General features: G+C 36.7%; 12 protein-coding genes, 2 pseudogenes and 1 CRISPR repeat array. Of the genes and pseudogenes, 3 read left to right on the top strand and 11 right to left on the bottom strand.

Annotation, left to right across the window (positions count from 1 at the left end; translation table 11 throughout):
• Positions 1 to 291: 291 nt before the first annotated feature.
• A CRISPR array of direct repeats spans positions 292 to 657; the repeat unit is 36 nt; unit sequence GTTTTGGAAGCATTCAAAACAGCATAGCTCTAAAAC.
• Positions 658 to 1,086: 429 nt separating this feature from the next.
• The 7 genes and pseudogenes from DOK81_RS06830 to rpsN all read right to left on the bottom strand — a co-directional run bounded on the left by DOK81_RS06830 (position 1,087) and on the right by rpsN (position 4,875).
• Positions 1,087 to 2,610 (bottom strand): zinc ABC transporter substrate-binding protein AdcA, encoded by a 1,524-nt coding sequence (locus tag DOK81_RS06830; protein ID WP_206909548.1) that lies wholly within the window; start codon positions 2,608 to 2,610, stop codon positions 1,087 to 1,089.
• An 18-nt stretch (positions 2,611 to 2,628) separates the two neighbouring features.
• On the bottom strand, positions 2,629 to 2,748 hold the full coding sequence (locus DOK81_RS06825) for a putative metal homeostasis protein (RefSeq protein ID WP_206909546.1): 120 nt from the start codon (positions 2,746 to 2,748) through the stop codon (positions 2,629 to 2,631).
• Positions 2,749 to 2,761: 13 nt separating this feature from the next.
• On the bottom strand, positions 2,762 to 3,805 hold the full coding sequence (locus DOK81_RS06820; RefSeq protein WP_206909545.1) for a GTP-binding protein: 1,044 nt from the start codon (positions 3,803 to 3,805) through the stop codon (positions 2,762 to 2,764).
• Between the two features lie 28 nt (positions 3,806 to 3,833).
• Entirely contained in the window at positions 3,834 to 3,998 is a 165-nt protein-coding gene (gene rpmG / locus DOK81_RS06815; RefSeq protein WP_277988516.1) for a 50S ribosomal protein L33, read from the bottom strand.
• A 7-nt stretch (positions 3,999 to 4,005) separates the two neighbouring features.
• A complete protein-coding gene (locus tag DOK81_RS06810; RefSeq protein ID WP_206909543.1) occupies positions 4,006 to 4,383 on the bottom strand; it encodes a hypothetical protein in 378 nt (125 codons plus the stop codon).
• An 18-nt stretch (positions 4,384 to 4,401) separates the two neighbouring features.
• A complete protein-coding gene (rpmF, locus tag DOK81_RS06805) occupies positions 4,402 to 4,575 on the bottom strand; it encodes a 50S ribosomal protein L32 (RefSeq protein WP_206909542.1) in 174 nt (57 codons plus the stop codon).
• 32 nt (positions 4,576 to 4,607) lie between these two features.
• Positions 4,608 to 4,875, bottom strand: a pseudogene (rpsN, locus tag DOK81_RS06800) (30S ribosomal protein S14).
• A 439-nt stretch (positions 4,876 to 5,314) separates the two neighbouring features.
• Between rpsN and DOK81_RS06795 the strand changes: the two are divergent.
• From DOK81_RS06795 to DOK81_RS12295, 3 genes are all read left to right on the top strand, one after another.
• A complete protein-coding gene (locus tag DOK81_RS06795; protein WP_206909648.1) occupies positions 5,315 to 6,340 on the top strand; it encodes an NADP-dependent oxidoreductase in 1,026 nt (341 codons plus the stop codon).
• Complete coding sequence (locus DOK81_RS06790; RefSeq protein WP_206909541.1) at positions 6,337 to 6,846, top strand: hypothetical protein; 510 nt, start codon at positions 6,337 to 6,339, stop codon at positions 6,844 to 6,846. The genes DOK81_RS06795 and DOK81_RS06790 overlap by 4 nt, the downstream gene beginning before the upstream one ends.
• 269 nt (positions 6,847 to 7,115) lie before the next feature.
• Positions 7,116 to 7,523 carry a nitroreductase family protein gene (locus DOK81_RS12295; RefSeq protein WP_242589940.1) on the top strand — a complete coding sequence of 136 codons (408 nt, stop codon included), beginning with the start codon at positions 7,116 to 7,118 and terminating at the stop codon, positions 7,521 to 7,523.
• Positions 7,524 to 7,934: 411 nt separating this feature from the next.
• Here DOK81_RS12295 and DOK81_RS06780 read toward each other — a convergent pair whose 3' ends face one another.
• From DOK81_RS06780 to DOK81_RS06765, 4 genes and pseudogenes are all read right to left on the bottom strand, one after another.
• Positions 7,935 to 8,636 (bottom strand): YcjF family protein, encoded by a 702-nt coding sequence (locus DOK81_RS06780; RefSeq protein WP_206909540.1) that lies wholly within the window; start codon positions 8,634 to 8,636, stop codon positions 7,935 to 7,937.
• Between the two features lie 373 nt (positions 8,637 to 9,009).
• Entirely contained in the window at positions 9,010 to 10,395 is a 1,386-nt protein-coding gene (locus tag DOK81_RS06775; protein ID WP_206909538.1) for a sucrose-6-phosphate hydrolase, read from the bottom strand.
• Between the two features lie 59 nt (positions 10,396 to 10,454).
• Positions 10,455 to 11,831, bottom strand: a pseudogene (locus DOK81_RS06770) (sucrose-specific PTS transporter subunit IIBC); the annotation flags it as partial.
• A gap of 137 nt (positions 11,832 to 11,968) precedes the next feature.
• A complete protein-coding gene (locus tag DOK81_RS06765; protein ID WP_206909535.1) occupies positions 11,969 to 12,952 on the bottom strand; it encodes a LacI family DNA-binding transcriptional regulator in 984 nt (327 codons plus the stop codon).
• Positions 12,953 to 13,571: the final 619 nt, after the last annotated feature.

Genomic DNA, 13,571 nt, shown 5'->3' with positions numbered 1-13,571 from the left:
ACAAATCATAAACGTGTTTTAAATACGTTATAATAATATCTATACTAATAAATTATCCCTATCTTCCAACTTAATTTATTAGTACGATATTTTCTCATGTTTGTTATTCCCAAATATTTACCCAATAAAAAAACCACCAACTAGTTGGTGGTTTTTTTGGAATCACTATCAAAAAATTATTTGCTATTTTTCTGACGAATATGGCTAGTTACTGCAAACGCGTTTCCTTCAAATGGCTCAGTTGGAAATCCTCTTTTGCTTATTCTACTATTGATAAACACAGCTATTCTTAATTGGGAAGCATTCAAAACAGCATAGCTCTAAAACATTCTATTGAGTGTCTTTTTCGTTCGAGATGTTTTGGAAGCATTCAAAACAGCATAGCTCTAAAACATTCCTCGAACAAACTCATCTGATACTGTTGTTTTGGAAGCATTCAAAACAGCATAGCTCTAAAACTATCAACCAAAGCATTTAAATTTTTCCAAAGTTTTGGAAGCATTCAAAACAGCATAGCTCTAAAACACTAAAAGGGTAGGTCTAAGATGACAGTTAGTTTTGGAAGCATTCAAAACAGCATAGCTCTAAAACAATTCCAGTTGAAATTCTTCCCACTGATTAGTTTTGGAAGCATTCAAAACAGCATAGCTCTAAAACCTCGGATAAAAATTTTTGAGGTTCCGTAATCGCACTATTCACCCATAGCAAGGCTTCAGTTTGGATGCTTCTATTGGTCTTCACTTATTTAGATTTCAAGGTTCTTTTTCTCAGTATATCATTATTTTACTAACCCAACTACCGATTGCTATTTTTTTATAACTAAATTGTTCACTCGTTACATATTACTTTACTGGTTTTCCAAGCAATTATATTGTTAAAATACAATTATTATTTGGGAGGAATTATTTTTGATTATTGTTCCATCTGAAAGATGGCGATCAATAGTTGACTTGAAAATGTTGGGGATTGTCTGAATGTTTATTGGTCATGTTGATTATTTGCACCTCCTATCTGCTTTCTTATACGCACACTAAACTAAAAACGAGGACTTCAAAAGTCCTCGTTTTTTGCTATCATACATAAGTCTTAATGTGCAATCATTTCCTGTGCAATTTCTTGTGAAGTCAAATCAGCTGGATAAAAAGTGGGCCAGTTAGTTAACTCGTTGAAAAGTTTCTGTTGGCTCTCTCCTCCAAAAAAGACATGAAAATGTTCTGCTTTAACTGGTGCAATATTGTGATCGCTAAATTGCACATATTTGAATTCTCCGGCATCCTTATCAGCTGTTTCAAAAAGAAAACGTACGCCACGATTTCCCTTTTCATAATTTAAAATCTTGTAACCAGCATAGTTGTATTCATATTGGTGATGCTGGCCATCGACAACAAAGTCAATCGTATGATCTGTGATTGTCATTTTATCGACAGTTGTTTTATAACCAGTTGCGTAATAAGATTTATATTCCTGTGCTGTTTTGTCTTTATTCAATTTTGCTTTATAGTCGAAAACTTGATCTAAATCGCCTTCTTTTAGCAGAGGATAAAGGGATTGCCACTCACCTGCATAATCAGCTAATGTTCGGTCTTTGACTGCATCGTCTTCAAAGTAGCCATTAGCAACAGTCTTAGTCGATTTCGCTGCGTTTTCTTGTTTGATTTCTTTACCTGCAACACTTGTTGTTTTTTCCAAAGCAGTTAGATTATCTTTCATCACCGAAAGATAATCTTCCCCATTTGCCATCTGCTCTTTTGTTAAACTTTCGACAGGATTTAATACTTCGAGTTTAACTTTTGCCTCATCAGCTAACGTTTTTGCAATTTTATCTTCGGCATTTTCTTCAAAATAGATGTATTTGATCTCATTTTCTTGAACATATTCTTTTAGCTCTGCTAGGCGACTTGGTGAAGGCTCTTGATCTGGAGACAAACCTGCAATCGGAACTTGATTCAATCCATAATCTAAAGCCAGGTATCCAAAAGCAGCATGTTGTGTCACAAAGTTTTTTTGCTTAGCTGTACTTAATTTTTCTGTGTACTCTTCATCTAATTTTTTTAATTTTGTTAGATACGTTTCTGCATTTGTTTCAAAAGTTTTCTTTTTCTTCGGATAAAGTTGTTCTAATTGTTCCTTGATAGATGTCACTTCTTTAATCGCCATCTTAGGTGAGACCCATGTATGGGGATCTAACTCATGATGATGTCCTTCTTCCCCGTGGTCATGATCATGTTCTTCCTCACTTCCAGGTAACAACACCATCCCATTGGTTCCTTTGATTACATTAGGTGCACCTTTTTTCCAACTCTTCTCAGCTTGTGGCACCCAAGTTTCCATATTTTCATTATGATAAACAAAGACATCTGCATCATGAATACTTGCGATTTCCTTAGCAGATGGTTCATAATCATGTGGCTCCGTTCCAGCTGGAATCAACAACTTGACCTCGCCTTCATCTCCGACAATATTCTTCGTGAATTCATACATAGGATAAAAAGTTGTGATAACTGACAGTTTTTCTTTTTCGGTTTCTTTACTTGTTGGACTATTCGTACTGCACGCGCCTAATACGCTTGCTAATAGTAGACTAAACAAACCAATTTTCCACTTGTTCATTTGATTTCTCCTTTTCGTTCAACTAGCTCGCTTTTTATTTTGCTTATATTCTTTGATAATCTTTAATGCTCGTTTTCTTGTCTTGATATTCGGACTTTTTAATCGTCGATACGCACTTGAAAGGTCTGTTTTCTCCATTGATTTCTCCTTCTTATTGCTTATAAGTAATGCACAATTGATTAAATGTTTCTTCTATTTTTTTCGATGCTAAATTTTTTCCAATAAGTACGATTTTCGTTGTCGTTTTTTCTAGCGGAGTCAGTTGAAAGCTCACTTGCTGATTGACACCTTGGACAGCAACTGCTAATTCACGGTTTTCTAGTGCAATGATTCCTTTAAAACGATACAATTCTTGATTGGCAAATAATAACCAATCAATCCAGCGTATTAATGCAGCTTCATTTAATTCACATTCTGTAGTCAGTAAGACGGTTTGGAAACCATGCTCGTCATGTTGATGAACGGCTGACCTGTGTGAGTGACCATGTAGGTCTTTGTGATGATGATCTCTAGAGTGAGGCTCATTTGTCCTTTCAACCTCAGTTTGGGTTGCCAGAGATTCGTTTAACCCTTCCGTTGCCTGAAATTTGTCTAAGTGAAAAAAGTCGGTTGCAGTAATCGGGGCTGTTTCCGAAAAATAAATAAAATCGGCTAATGGATTGATTTCAGTCAATGTTGCTACTATTTCTGAGCAATTGCTGACGGTATCTCCTTCTTTTAACGCAAAAACAATTCGATCTGCCAGCGCAATTTGTTTCAGGCTGACTGGCTCATTTTGATATATCGAACAATTTTGCCTATCCACGACAGTCAAAAGACTATCAATATAATAAGTATTTCGCAGGATAGGCGTAGTTAAAATCGTTTGGATAATTGGCTGAGGATCAGCAATTCCTGTTGTTTCAATAATAATTTGAGACAAAGGAACTTGCCATTCTTTGGTCACTTCTTCAATGCTTGCTAAAGTTGTTATCAAATCTTCTCTCAAGCTACAACACATGCAGCCGTTGTTCAATTGTAAAACACGCTCCTTTGTGTGCAGTAAGAGTTCGTGGTCGATTCCTGTTTGTCCGACCTCATTTTCAATAATAATTATTTCTTCTCTTGGCAGCTCGGATGCGTTTAACGCCTGGTTGATCAAGGTTGTTTTTCCAGCTCCTAAAAAGCCAGATACGATTGTTATCGGTATCCCCAACGAAATCACCTTTCTTCTTCAAAAATGCTTACTTCACCTCTTTAAAAATTACACGTCGACGTAATTTAGGCGAATATTTTTTCAAAACTAAACGTTCTGGCGTATTTCGTTTATTTTTACTTGTTAAATAAATTCGTTCAGCTGTTTCTTCGCACGCTAAAATAATTGTTTGTCTCAATCGTTTCACCTTCATTTCTGATTTATCTTTCTGACAAAAACGCTTCAACTTGAACTTGTTCATCATAACTAAATTTTCCGTGATCAAGTCGGATCATCAATTCATTTTTCAATGAAACTGGTATCTCCCAAAACCCATCAATTTTTTGGAAAAGTTCTGTTTCATACACAGTAAAAATTGGATAAATTGCTAAAAATTCTTCAAATAAAAGATCCTCTTCCTCATAAAAATCCCGTACAAGTCCTCTTTCAATTGCTTCAGCTGTTGGATGGCCGTTCTCAGTAATGAGTTTATTAGCAACCATTGAACGATAAAGAGCCGTTTTACTGAAGTCTTCGTTACTATTTTTCTGATAAAATTGAAAACTTTGTTCAACTAGTGGTGGATAAATGATGTTCATTTTAATCCTAATCCTCCCTCATTCTTTGCCAGTTACGTTGCGTCCTTTATAATACCCTTTAAGTGAAACATGATGACTGCGACGATAATCACCTATTTCTTCATCTAATGAAATTTCAGGTTTCGCTATTTTTAAATGTGCTCTACGTAATCTCTTTTTTGCTTTTGATGTCTTTCTTGCTGGAACTGCCATTCTTTATTCCTCCAGATTTTCTTTCTTTTTTATCAACTTGCTTTTTTTACCCCTGGTATCAAACCTTGAAGCGCTAATTCTCGGAACCTGATTCGGGATATCCCAAATTTTTGCACGTAGCCTCGAGGACTGCCATCTATTGGATCGCGTCGTTTCAAACGATTAGGATTCGCATTTTTGGTTAGTATTGCCAAACCTTCATAGCCGTTGACAGCTTTTAACGGAAATTCGAATTTCTGCATACTGCTCAATCAACTCCTGCTGTTTTCTTGTGTGTGCTATTTTTGATTTTTTAGCCATTGATGGGAACACTCCTTTTTTTCGATTTGCTCATCGCAAAACGTAATCTTTACGATTTAACAACGACACTTTATCAAGTAAGTTTTACTTTGTCAACATAAAAATAACATGAAATTTTATTCAAATGAATATTCATACATGTATATACCCGTTTTAACAATCGTTTTTGTCAATATGCAATAAATAGAAAAACATCGTTCTCTCGCTCTCTGACAGTCTGATAAACTTGATACAATTAGTCGAAACATTGTACATGTTTTTACGTTGGATAAACCAAAAACGACTTTCGTACTGAAGGAAAGTCGTTTTTCGATTCCTCAGAGATTATTGGTTGACATTTTTAAACCAATGAACTAAACTCGTGAAAGTGATTCGTTCAAAATATTAAACGATTAAATCAAACACGTATAAATTGGAGGAAACAATCATGAAAAACACAATGCAAGCGGCTGTCATTGATACTTACAAACAACCGATGCCTAAAATCAAGGAGGTTCCTATTCCGAACATTCGTTCGAATGATGTATTAGTGAAAATCGTTGCTGCAAGTATCAATCCGATCGATATAAAAACCAAAGATGGCGGGCTTAAAATGTTGCTTAGCTATGATATGCCCATGATTATGGGAAGTGACTTTGCTGGAATCGTCACGGCAGTTGGCGAAAAAGTAACAAACTATTCAGTTGGAGATGCGGTCTATGGACGAGTTCAAAAGAATCGAATTGGGACCTTTGCCGAATACATCTCTGTCGATCAAGGAGATATCGCACTCAAGCCCAAAAATATCAACTTTGAAGAAGCTGCTTCGATCCCCTTAGTTGGACTAACAAGTTATCAAGCTTTACATGATATTATGCAGATTCAACCCGGTGAGAAAGTCTTGATTCAAGGCGGTTCTGGAGGAATTGGAACGATAGGGATCCAAATTGCAAAATACTTAGGTGCTTATGTTGCCACAACTACTTCTGTAACTAATTTTGATCTCGTAAAATCATTAGGAGCTGATTACCCAATTAATTATCAAACAACAAACTTTGCAGAAGTTTTAAAAGACTACGATTATGTATTTGATACACGTGGTGGTGCGACATTAGAAGATGCCTTCAAAATCATCAAACCTGGCGGAAAAGTGGTCAGCATTGCTGGGTTACCTAATTATCGATTTGGTAAAGAATATGGTGTCCCTCTTTGGAAACGACTTGCTTTCGGAATCGTGACACGTAATCTAACAAAATTAGAAAAACAAACAAAGGCCTCTTATACTTTTCTTTTCATGAAACCAAGTGGTACACAGTTAGATATCTTAGGACAACTGATTGAAGCCGAAATAATTAAACCGGTGATTGATCGAATTGTTCCACTGAGCAAAATAGAAGAAGCCCTTACTTATTCACAATCTGGTCATGCTACTGGAAAAATCATTTTGCAAATGACCAATGATTCTGAAAAAGAGGTGCGCGTATGACAGGCACAATGATCCTTTTTCTTTTATCATTGATTGCTTTCATGCTCATTCGCAAACTTACAACAAAGAAATTGTCTTCCTTGACTCTATTTTTAGAAATGCTAGCCACTTCGTCTTTGAGTTATCTAGCTGCTTTACTTATTTGGCTCAGTTTTCGACGAGTTAACTTTTCTTTTACTAATGGAATTGTCTTGCTTATTTGGTTATTGATGTTTTTAAGTGGTGTACTTGGTATCCGCTCGTTAGGCAAACGACTCACAGTTTTTCATCAACAGACTGACAGCCAACTAGATGTTTCTCGTTTTGCGAAAGAACTCGCTTACCATACTGGGGTGTTTTGGAAACTAATGATTGTCATTTCCATGGCAACTTTTTTGGCAACTGCTACCTTGCCCACTACCTTCATCTTGTTCTCACTTAGCTTTCTTGTAACGATCGCACTGATCATCGAAAGTGCTGTCCATCTATTTCAAATAAAACAGAAAAACTTGTCTGCTAAATACTAAAAAGTATATGTAAAAAATAACAGCCATAGTGAAATAGGCACACAGGCCGGTAAGTCAATAAAAACTGCTTTATTTTCTTCACAAAATGAATATGAAAAGGGACCTAATCAATCTTTTGATGCAACACAGTTCCACACGTGAATATACCGATCAACCAATTGATGAAAAAACTAAATAAACCATACTTGCACGCAGTCAAATGGCACCAACATCAAGTTATCTTCAAGCCTATACAATTATCGAAGTGACTGATCCTGAAACGAGAGGAATTGGCTACTATTTCTGGTGGACAAGAATGGCTGAAAAAAGCTCCCTTAACTCTACTTTTTTGTGCAGACTTACATCGAAGTGAAAAATTTTTAACTGTTACTGATCCGAAAGTATACCAAAATAAAGAATTGTTTACAGTCGCTGTTGTTGATGCAGCTTTAGCTACACAAAAAGCGTTCATTGCAGTGCAAACTTTAGGCTTGGATGGTGTCATTATCGGTGGTGTTCGAAATGAAATGGATCAATTAGCAGATTTATTTCATCTACCAGAACGAGTGATGCCATTGTTTGTCTTGTGCTTAGGTTATCCAGCAGAACAACTGCCAGTTAAACCATGTTTACCTCAATCATTTGTTGTCGGAACAAACACTTATCCAGACTTAACCAAAACTATAACCAAGAAGTAAGTAACTATTATGACCGGCTAACAAATGATGCAGATAAACTTAATTGGGTTGAACGCTGTATCCATGCGCTCGAGCAAAAGCGACGTTTTGAAGTGGATGATTTTGTGAAACAGGCAGGCTCCTTAAAAAATTAAATTTTTTTGAGCTAAAGTTCTTTATTGTTCAAGACTAAACTTCACTATGTAAAAACACTTCTCACAAAAAAGAACAAACAAGCTGAAAGCAGATCACTGTTTTCAGCTTGTTTCTATTCCGTAAGGTCAAAATAAAAGACTATGACTATGCTTATAGGCTCTTCAACGAAAAATATTTTAGACCATTTATCAATCAGTCTAATAAACTTGTTTATTTAATTTATTTTCATAAAAAGATCAAAAAAAGCTGACCACCTATCAGATAGTCAACTTTTAGCTATTTTTTCTTACTAACTCCTTGAATTGCCTTGAACAACGTATCAAATTGACCCTTAAACGACATTACCTGATCAAAGATATCTTCCCCATCATTCAACATTTTGACCGTCACCCACCCAAGAGATTCCGTAATTGCCATGGCAACCACGGCGTTGACCGCACCGCCACTGATTGTTCCAACTACTGGAATAAATTTTAAAATATTACCTACTGCACTACGACCCAGGCTAACAACTACCAGTTCTTTAGTCAAACTTTTACCCAGACTTTCCGACCAAGACTGTCCAAATATTTTGTGTAAACGTGCCATCATCGTCAACTGTACTGGCACTAATAAAAACGCATCGGAAAACGGAATTGGTGATAAACCAATGATTGCAGCTGTTAAGGATGCCACATGAACTGTTGTATGACATTTTTTACGAGTTTCTTGATCTACATCTGCTAGAAATTCATCAAAAATGCTATCGAAGCGACTCCGACTAGCAGCCGTCAACTGTAATGCTTTATCCTTTGTACTATCAAGGGATTTCATGATAGCAGTGGAGGTTTTACTTGGAAATTGTTTCAACACGTCAGCAAAGAACGACTGAAATTCTTCTCGTTCTTCCGGTGTCTCTAGCTCATCTATTTCATCGAATTTCTTTTCACTTAGTAGGTTAAACTGCTTCTCTTTTTGTTTACTCTTTTTCCCGAACATCTTCCATGACCCCTTTATCAAAAAAATACTAAAGAAATTGTAGCACGGAATAGAATTTGGCAACAAGAAAACGTTCAGGACATGTCTATTACTAGCAAAAGTTTATCATTTATTTAATTAAGTAGACGTTTACAAATCTAACTTCCTCTGTTCCATTTTCTTGAGCTAGAATTTTAACTTACTAAAAAAATCTAGAGTTGAAAATATGTCTATTCTCTATAAAAAAGTTGACGAGTACTTAGACTACTTTTTTTAAATAAAAATGATTCTTATTTATAAGAATCATAGGATTTTTATCTTGTATTATTTACTACTTTTCAAAGAATGTCCCAAATCCACACAAAAAACCACCAAAAAAATGGTGGTTTTTCTTTTAACGACAATCACGCAAGCTGAAATGTACGCCCCGTCCTTGATTCTTACCATTATATTTAAGCTGTGGTTTCGCAGATGCGAAAAACCTTGCCGAGGCTACTGCTACTCCATGGTTTACAAAAATTTCTACGGCTGACCCATCAATCATCAGCTGAATTTCTCTCAATGGTTCAGTTAAATGGTAGCATCGAGATTCCTTTTTACCATCCTCCCAATTTATTCGACTCAATACGAGCCTCGCTGTCTGAGCATCAAACTTTAACGAGAAACCTGTTGTGACTTCAAATTGAAATTCTTTGACCGGAGAATCAAATATTAGACATATTTCTGAACCAAATTCCGCCAAGGGAGATTCCCAGTCTTCCATCAACTCAAAAGAAGACTGTTCTCCACGCAACTGCTGTAATTCTCGGACAGGCTTTTGACAAAGTCGCCCCTCATGGAAGTTTACTTCACGAGGAATCGTTAAACAATGCACCCACTTTTCTGCAACTGTTGGTTGTGCTTGTTCCTTTTCAGGTGGCATTACACCCATCCAACCATAGAGTATGCGTCGCCCATCAGTCGTTTCAAACGTTTGAGGCGCATAAAATTCAAATCCCCAATCCATTTCTGTCAATCCATGTTCTGATACAATCTGCCATTCTTTCGTCAGTGGCAAATAGACCGTTTGATAAATATTTTGATACTGTTCTCTCTCTGGGGTTAATCCTTGTGGCGAATAAAGCAAGAGATCTTGACCATCCACCTGGAAAAGATCGGGACATTCCCACATATAGCCTCGCTGAGAGATTTTGTCCATTTCACTTGGATCAAAAAGCTCACCATCAAACTGCCATTGTTTAAAGTCAGTGGACGAGTAACAGAGAATTGTGCCTTGTTCTGCTAAGGTTTGTGCTCCAAGCACTAAACGCCATTGATGTGTTTTTTTATCAAACCAGACTTTTGGATCACGCACATGGCGTGTATACCCCTGAGGATGTTCAAAAAGTGGGCCTAATTTCTTAAAATCGACACCGTTTTCTGAAACTGCCCAACACTGAAAACTACTTCGACTTTCATCAGGATTAATTACATTTCCAGTATAGAACAAGTACAATTTGCCATCCTTTTCAATTGCTGATCCAGAATAAATTCCGTCTTTGTCATAAGACTCACTAGGAATCAACGCTGCCGGCAAACGTTTCCAGTGAACCATGTCCTGAGAAACGACATGTCCCCAGGATTTATAATCATGAGTGCAGTCTTTGGAATTCCATTGATAAAAGAGATGATACGCTCCTTGGTATTCAATCAATCCATTTGGATCATTTAGTAACCCTTCTTCTGGTGTACAATGAAAACTCAATGGGTAACGACTGTCTTTTCCTTTACCATCTAACATCTAACTTTCACTTCCTTACTAAAGCCAATTGTCTATGCTTGTCCCAGCTCTTCTTCCATTTTTTCTTGGTAGCCGAACAAGTACGTCAAGACAAAAGCTACACCGATTGCTAAGATATTTACAAATAAATAAGGTAATAATTGACCGTTTAAATAAAGCAACGTTCCAGGAATAACTGTAATTGCCATTCCAGTTCCAGCTAATTGTAGCAAACTAGCTGCAAATCCACCCACAGCACCACCAATCAACCCCATGATAAATGGTTTTACATAACGTAAGTTTACCCCGAAGATTGCTGGTTCTGTTATGCCTAAGAAAGCTGATAAGGCAGATGGAAAACATAATGCCTTTAATTTTTTCGATTTCGTTTTGAAGCCAACAGCTAAAGTGGCGCCACCTTGTGCTGCAATAGAACAAGTAATAATTGCATTAAACGGGTTCACACCAGTATTTGCCAAAAGCTGAACTTCTAAGAAATTAAAGATGTGATGTACACCAGTTACGACGACTAGCTGATTCAAAAAGCCAATAATCAAACCAGCTAAACCAAATGGTAAAGCTAAGACAAATTCTGTTCCATTCAAGACCACTGTTTCAAAAGAGTGGAAAATTGGTCCAATCACCATCAAGGATAGTAAGCTCATGACTAACAATGTAACAAAAGGTGTAACTAATAAATCAAACGTATCTGGTACTGACTTATGCAATCTTTTTTCCAATTTTGAACCCAAGATACCGGCAATAAACGCTGGTAAAACAGTTCCCTGATAGCCTACAATCGGAATAAAATTCAACAACATAATTGGTGTAGCATCGCCGGAAGCTACTGCATAAGCGTTTGGTAAAGCAGGATTAACTAACATTAATCCTAAAACAATCCCGATAATTGGACTACCTCCAAAAACTTTAAATGTTGACCAAGCGACTAAAGCTGGGAGAAAGGCAAACGCTGTATCGGTTAAAACTTGCGTGTATAAAAGAAAGTCCGAATTGATTGCATCAGGTGTCATACCAAACAGTTGCAAAATTTGTGGTTGAGTAATCAATCCGCGAAGCCCCATAAACAGACCCGTTGCAACTAAGACTGGAATAATCGGCACGAAGACATCCCCAAACGTACGCACTATTCGTTGAAAAGGATTCGCATTTTTAGCTGCCTCTGATTTCATTTCAGTTGTGGAAGACTCGTTAGCACCTAAGCCAACAACTTCGTCATAAATTTTATTCACAGTCCCCGTTCCAAAAATAATCTGATATTGACCAGAGTTAAAAAATGCACCTTTCACTTTAGGAATATCTTCTACCTTTTTTTTATCAATCTTACTTTCATCGTTGACCATCAATCGTAGTCGAGTCGCGCAATGCGCAACGCTTCGAATGTTTTCTGTACCACCAACGGCATTAATTACTTCTGTTGCAATCTCTCGATTTTCCATTTTGTTCTTCCTCCTCATTTTTTGTGGAACCGTTCCCATTTTTACTTAAAAAAATAATAAAATAAAACCTCATAGCCTTGTGGAACCGTTCCCCTATTGACAAGGTCAGCGTAACACGCAAATGTATGCGCTGTCAACTATTTTTTGACAGCACATATACTATTTCTGATAATCATTGTCGTATCAATGATTGTTCGTCGATCAATCTCATTTCCTTTTAAAAGCTCAGTCATCAAGTACGCTGCCTTCTCACCGACAAATTGATGGTGAAAGTCAACTGTCGTTAACGGTGGATAGAGATACTCACCAAAAGAATAACCACCAAATCCAGCAATCGAAAGTTCGGTACCAATAGCAATATTCAATTGGTTTGCAGCTTTAATTACCCCCATCGCCATACTATCTGTCGCGCAGATAACCAAACTAGCATTACTTTGAGGTAGTAATTCTAATCCTAACTGATAATTATCTTCTGGATAAAAAGTTGAAGAAACAATCTGTGGTGTGATCCCCTTATCAAGAAAAGTGGTCACAACCCCTTGTTTTCGATTGATTCCAACTGATAAATCATTTTCTGGCACACCAATATATACTACTTCTTTATGCCCATATTCCAGCAAAGTTTGCGCAAGATTCACACCTGCTTGATAATTATCATGATCTACGGAATAGACTGCTTCATTCGATTGCCCGACAAACAAGATTGGCACATCGATTGAATTCGCTACTTTGATATGTTCTTCCGTAATTTCCGTTGCCAATAAAATAATACCAGCTACTTTGTTTTGCACTAAACTGTAGATATTCTCAATCTCACGTTTGATTTCCAATTCGGTATTAGAAATCAACATTTGAAACCCATTTTTTCTTGCAACTTCATCAATTCCATTTAAAATTGCCATGATGGATGGCGAAGTTAGTCGGGGAGAAATCACTCCGATGAAATTGCTTTTTTGGCTCTTTAGATTACGAGCAAACTCATTAGGCGAATAATTATATTTGTTGATAATTTTTTCGATTTTTTCTGCCGTTGCTTCACTCACGTATCCTTTATTCAAATAACGAGAAACCGTACTCTTCGAGACTCCGGATTCTTTAGCAATCTGTTTAATAGTAACCATTATTTCTCCTTATGAATGTTTGTTTTTCTTTATGATACCACAAGAATCACCAATCAAATCAGTTAGACCATCATCTCTCCACCAGGCTGAACGTTACCGATCTTATTTGGATGCGGTGATAACTGGCACTGATTTAGATAAATTAACAGACATTGCGCAAAAATTCATGGGGCTTCCACACTCTATGTCGCCGGCGTTGGCATAACAAAGCCGATTGCAGAGTACATTGTCAAGCGATTTTTGTAACTGAATAAGTCCAAACTTTATACGTATGAATCACATCTTATTGAATTGATGCCAACGTTTACCAAAAAAGATGATATTGTTCTCTTTTTATCGATGAGTGGTGAAACAAAAACGATTATCCAAACCGTAAAAAAATGAACTACGTTGAATCGGTTAATCTATTTTCTATTACAAATAATGGCAACAGCACGCTAGCTAAGTTAACAGATGTTACGCTCAGCTCTTCTATGCCAACAGATATTTATGAAAATTATGATATTACTTCTCGTTCTGCTCTGATGCTTTAAGCAGATTTATTGATTGAAACTTATTTGGGGCTATATTTTTAATCATTGAGCAGAAAATCTAGGTTTCGTATAAAACGCATAAAGAC

It is taken from the genome of Enterococcus sp. DIV0660C (genome assembly GCF_017316125.1).
GTDB lineage: Bacteria > Bacillota > Bacilli > Lactobacillales > Enterococcaceae > Enterococcus_B.
Note: the sequence above shows the minus strand (reverse complement) of the source record. Positions and strands in the feature narration are given on the sequence as shown.

Coding starts and splice junctions, on each gene's coding strand:
- DOK81_RS06795 (WP_206909648.1), top strand. CDS start 5,315: ATGCAAGCGGCTGTCATTGATACTTACAAACAACCGATGCCTAAAATC.
- DOK81_RS06780 (WP_206909540.1), bottom strand. CDS start 8,636: ATGTTCGGGAAAAAGAGTAAACAAAAAGAGAAGCAGTTTAACCTACTA.
- DOK81_RS06825 (WP_206909546.1), bottom strand. CDS start 2,748: ATGGAGAAAACAGACCTTTCAAGTGCGTATCGACGATTAAAAAGTCCG.
- DOK81_RS06775 (WP_206909538.1), bottom strand. CDS start 10,395: ATGTTAGATGGTAAAGGAAAAGACAGTCGTTACCCATTGAGTTTTCAT.
- DOK81_RS06765 (WP_206909535.1), bottom strand. CDS start 12,952: ATGGTTACTATTAAACAGATTGCTAAAGAATCCGGAGTCTCGAAGAGT.
- DOK81_RS06830 (WP_206909548.1), bottom strand. CDS start 2,610: ATGAACAAGTGGAAAATTGGTTTGTTTAGTCTACTATTAGCAAGCGTA.
- DOK81_RS06790 (WP_206909541.1), top strand. CDS start 6,337: ATGACAGGCACAATGATCCTTTTTCTTTTATCATTGATTGCTTTCATG.
- rpmG (WP_277988516.1), bottom strand. CDS start 3,998: ATGAAGGTGAAACGATTGAGACAAACAATTATTTTAGCGTGCGAAGAA.
- rpmF (WP_206909542.1), bottom strand. CDS start 4,575: ATGGCAGTTCCAGCAAGAAAGACATCAAAAGCAAAAAAGAGATTACGT.
- DOK81_RS06810 (WP_206909543.1), bottom strand. CDS start 4,383: ATGAACATCATTTATCCACCACTAGTTGAACAAAGTTTTCAATTTTAT.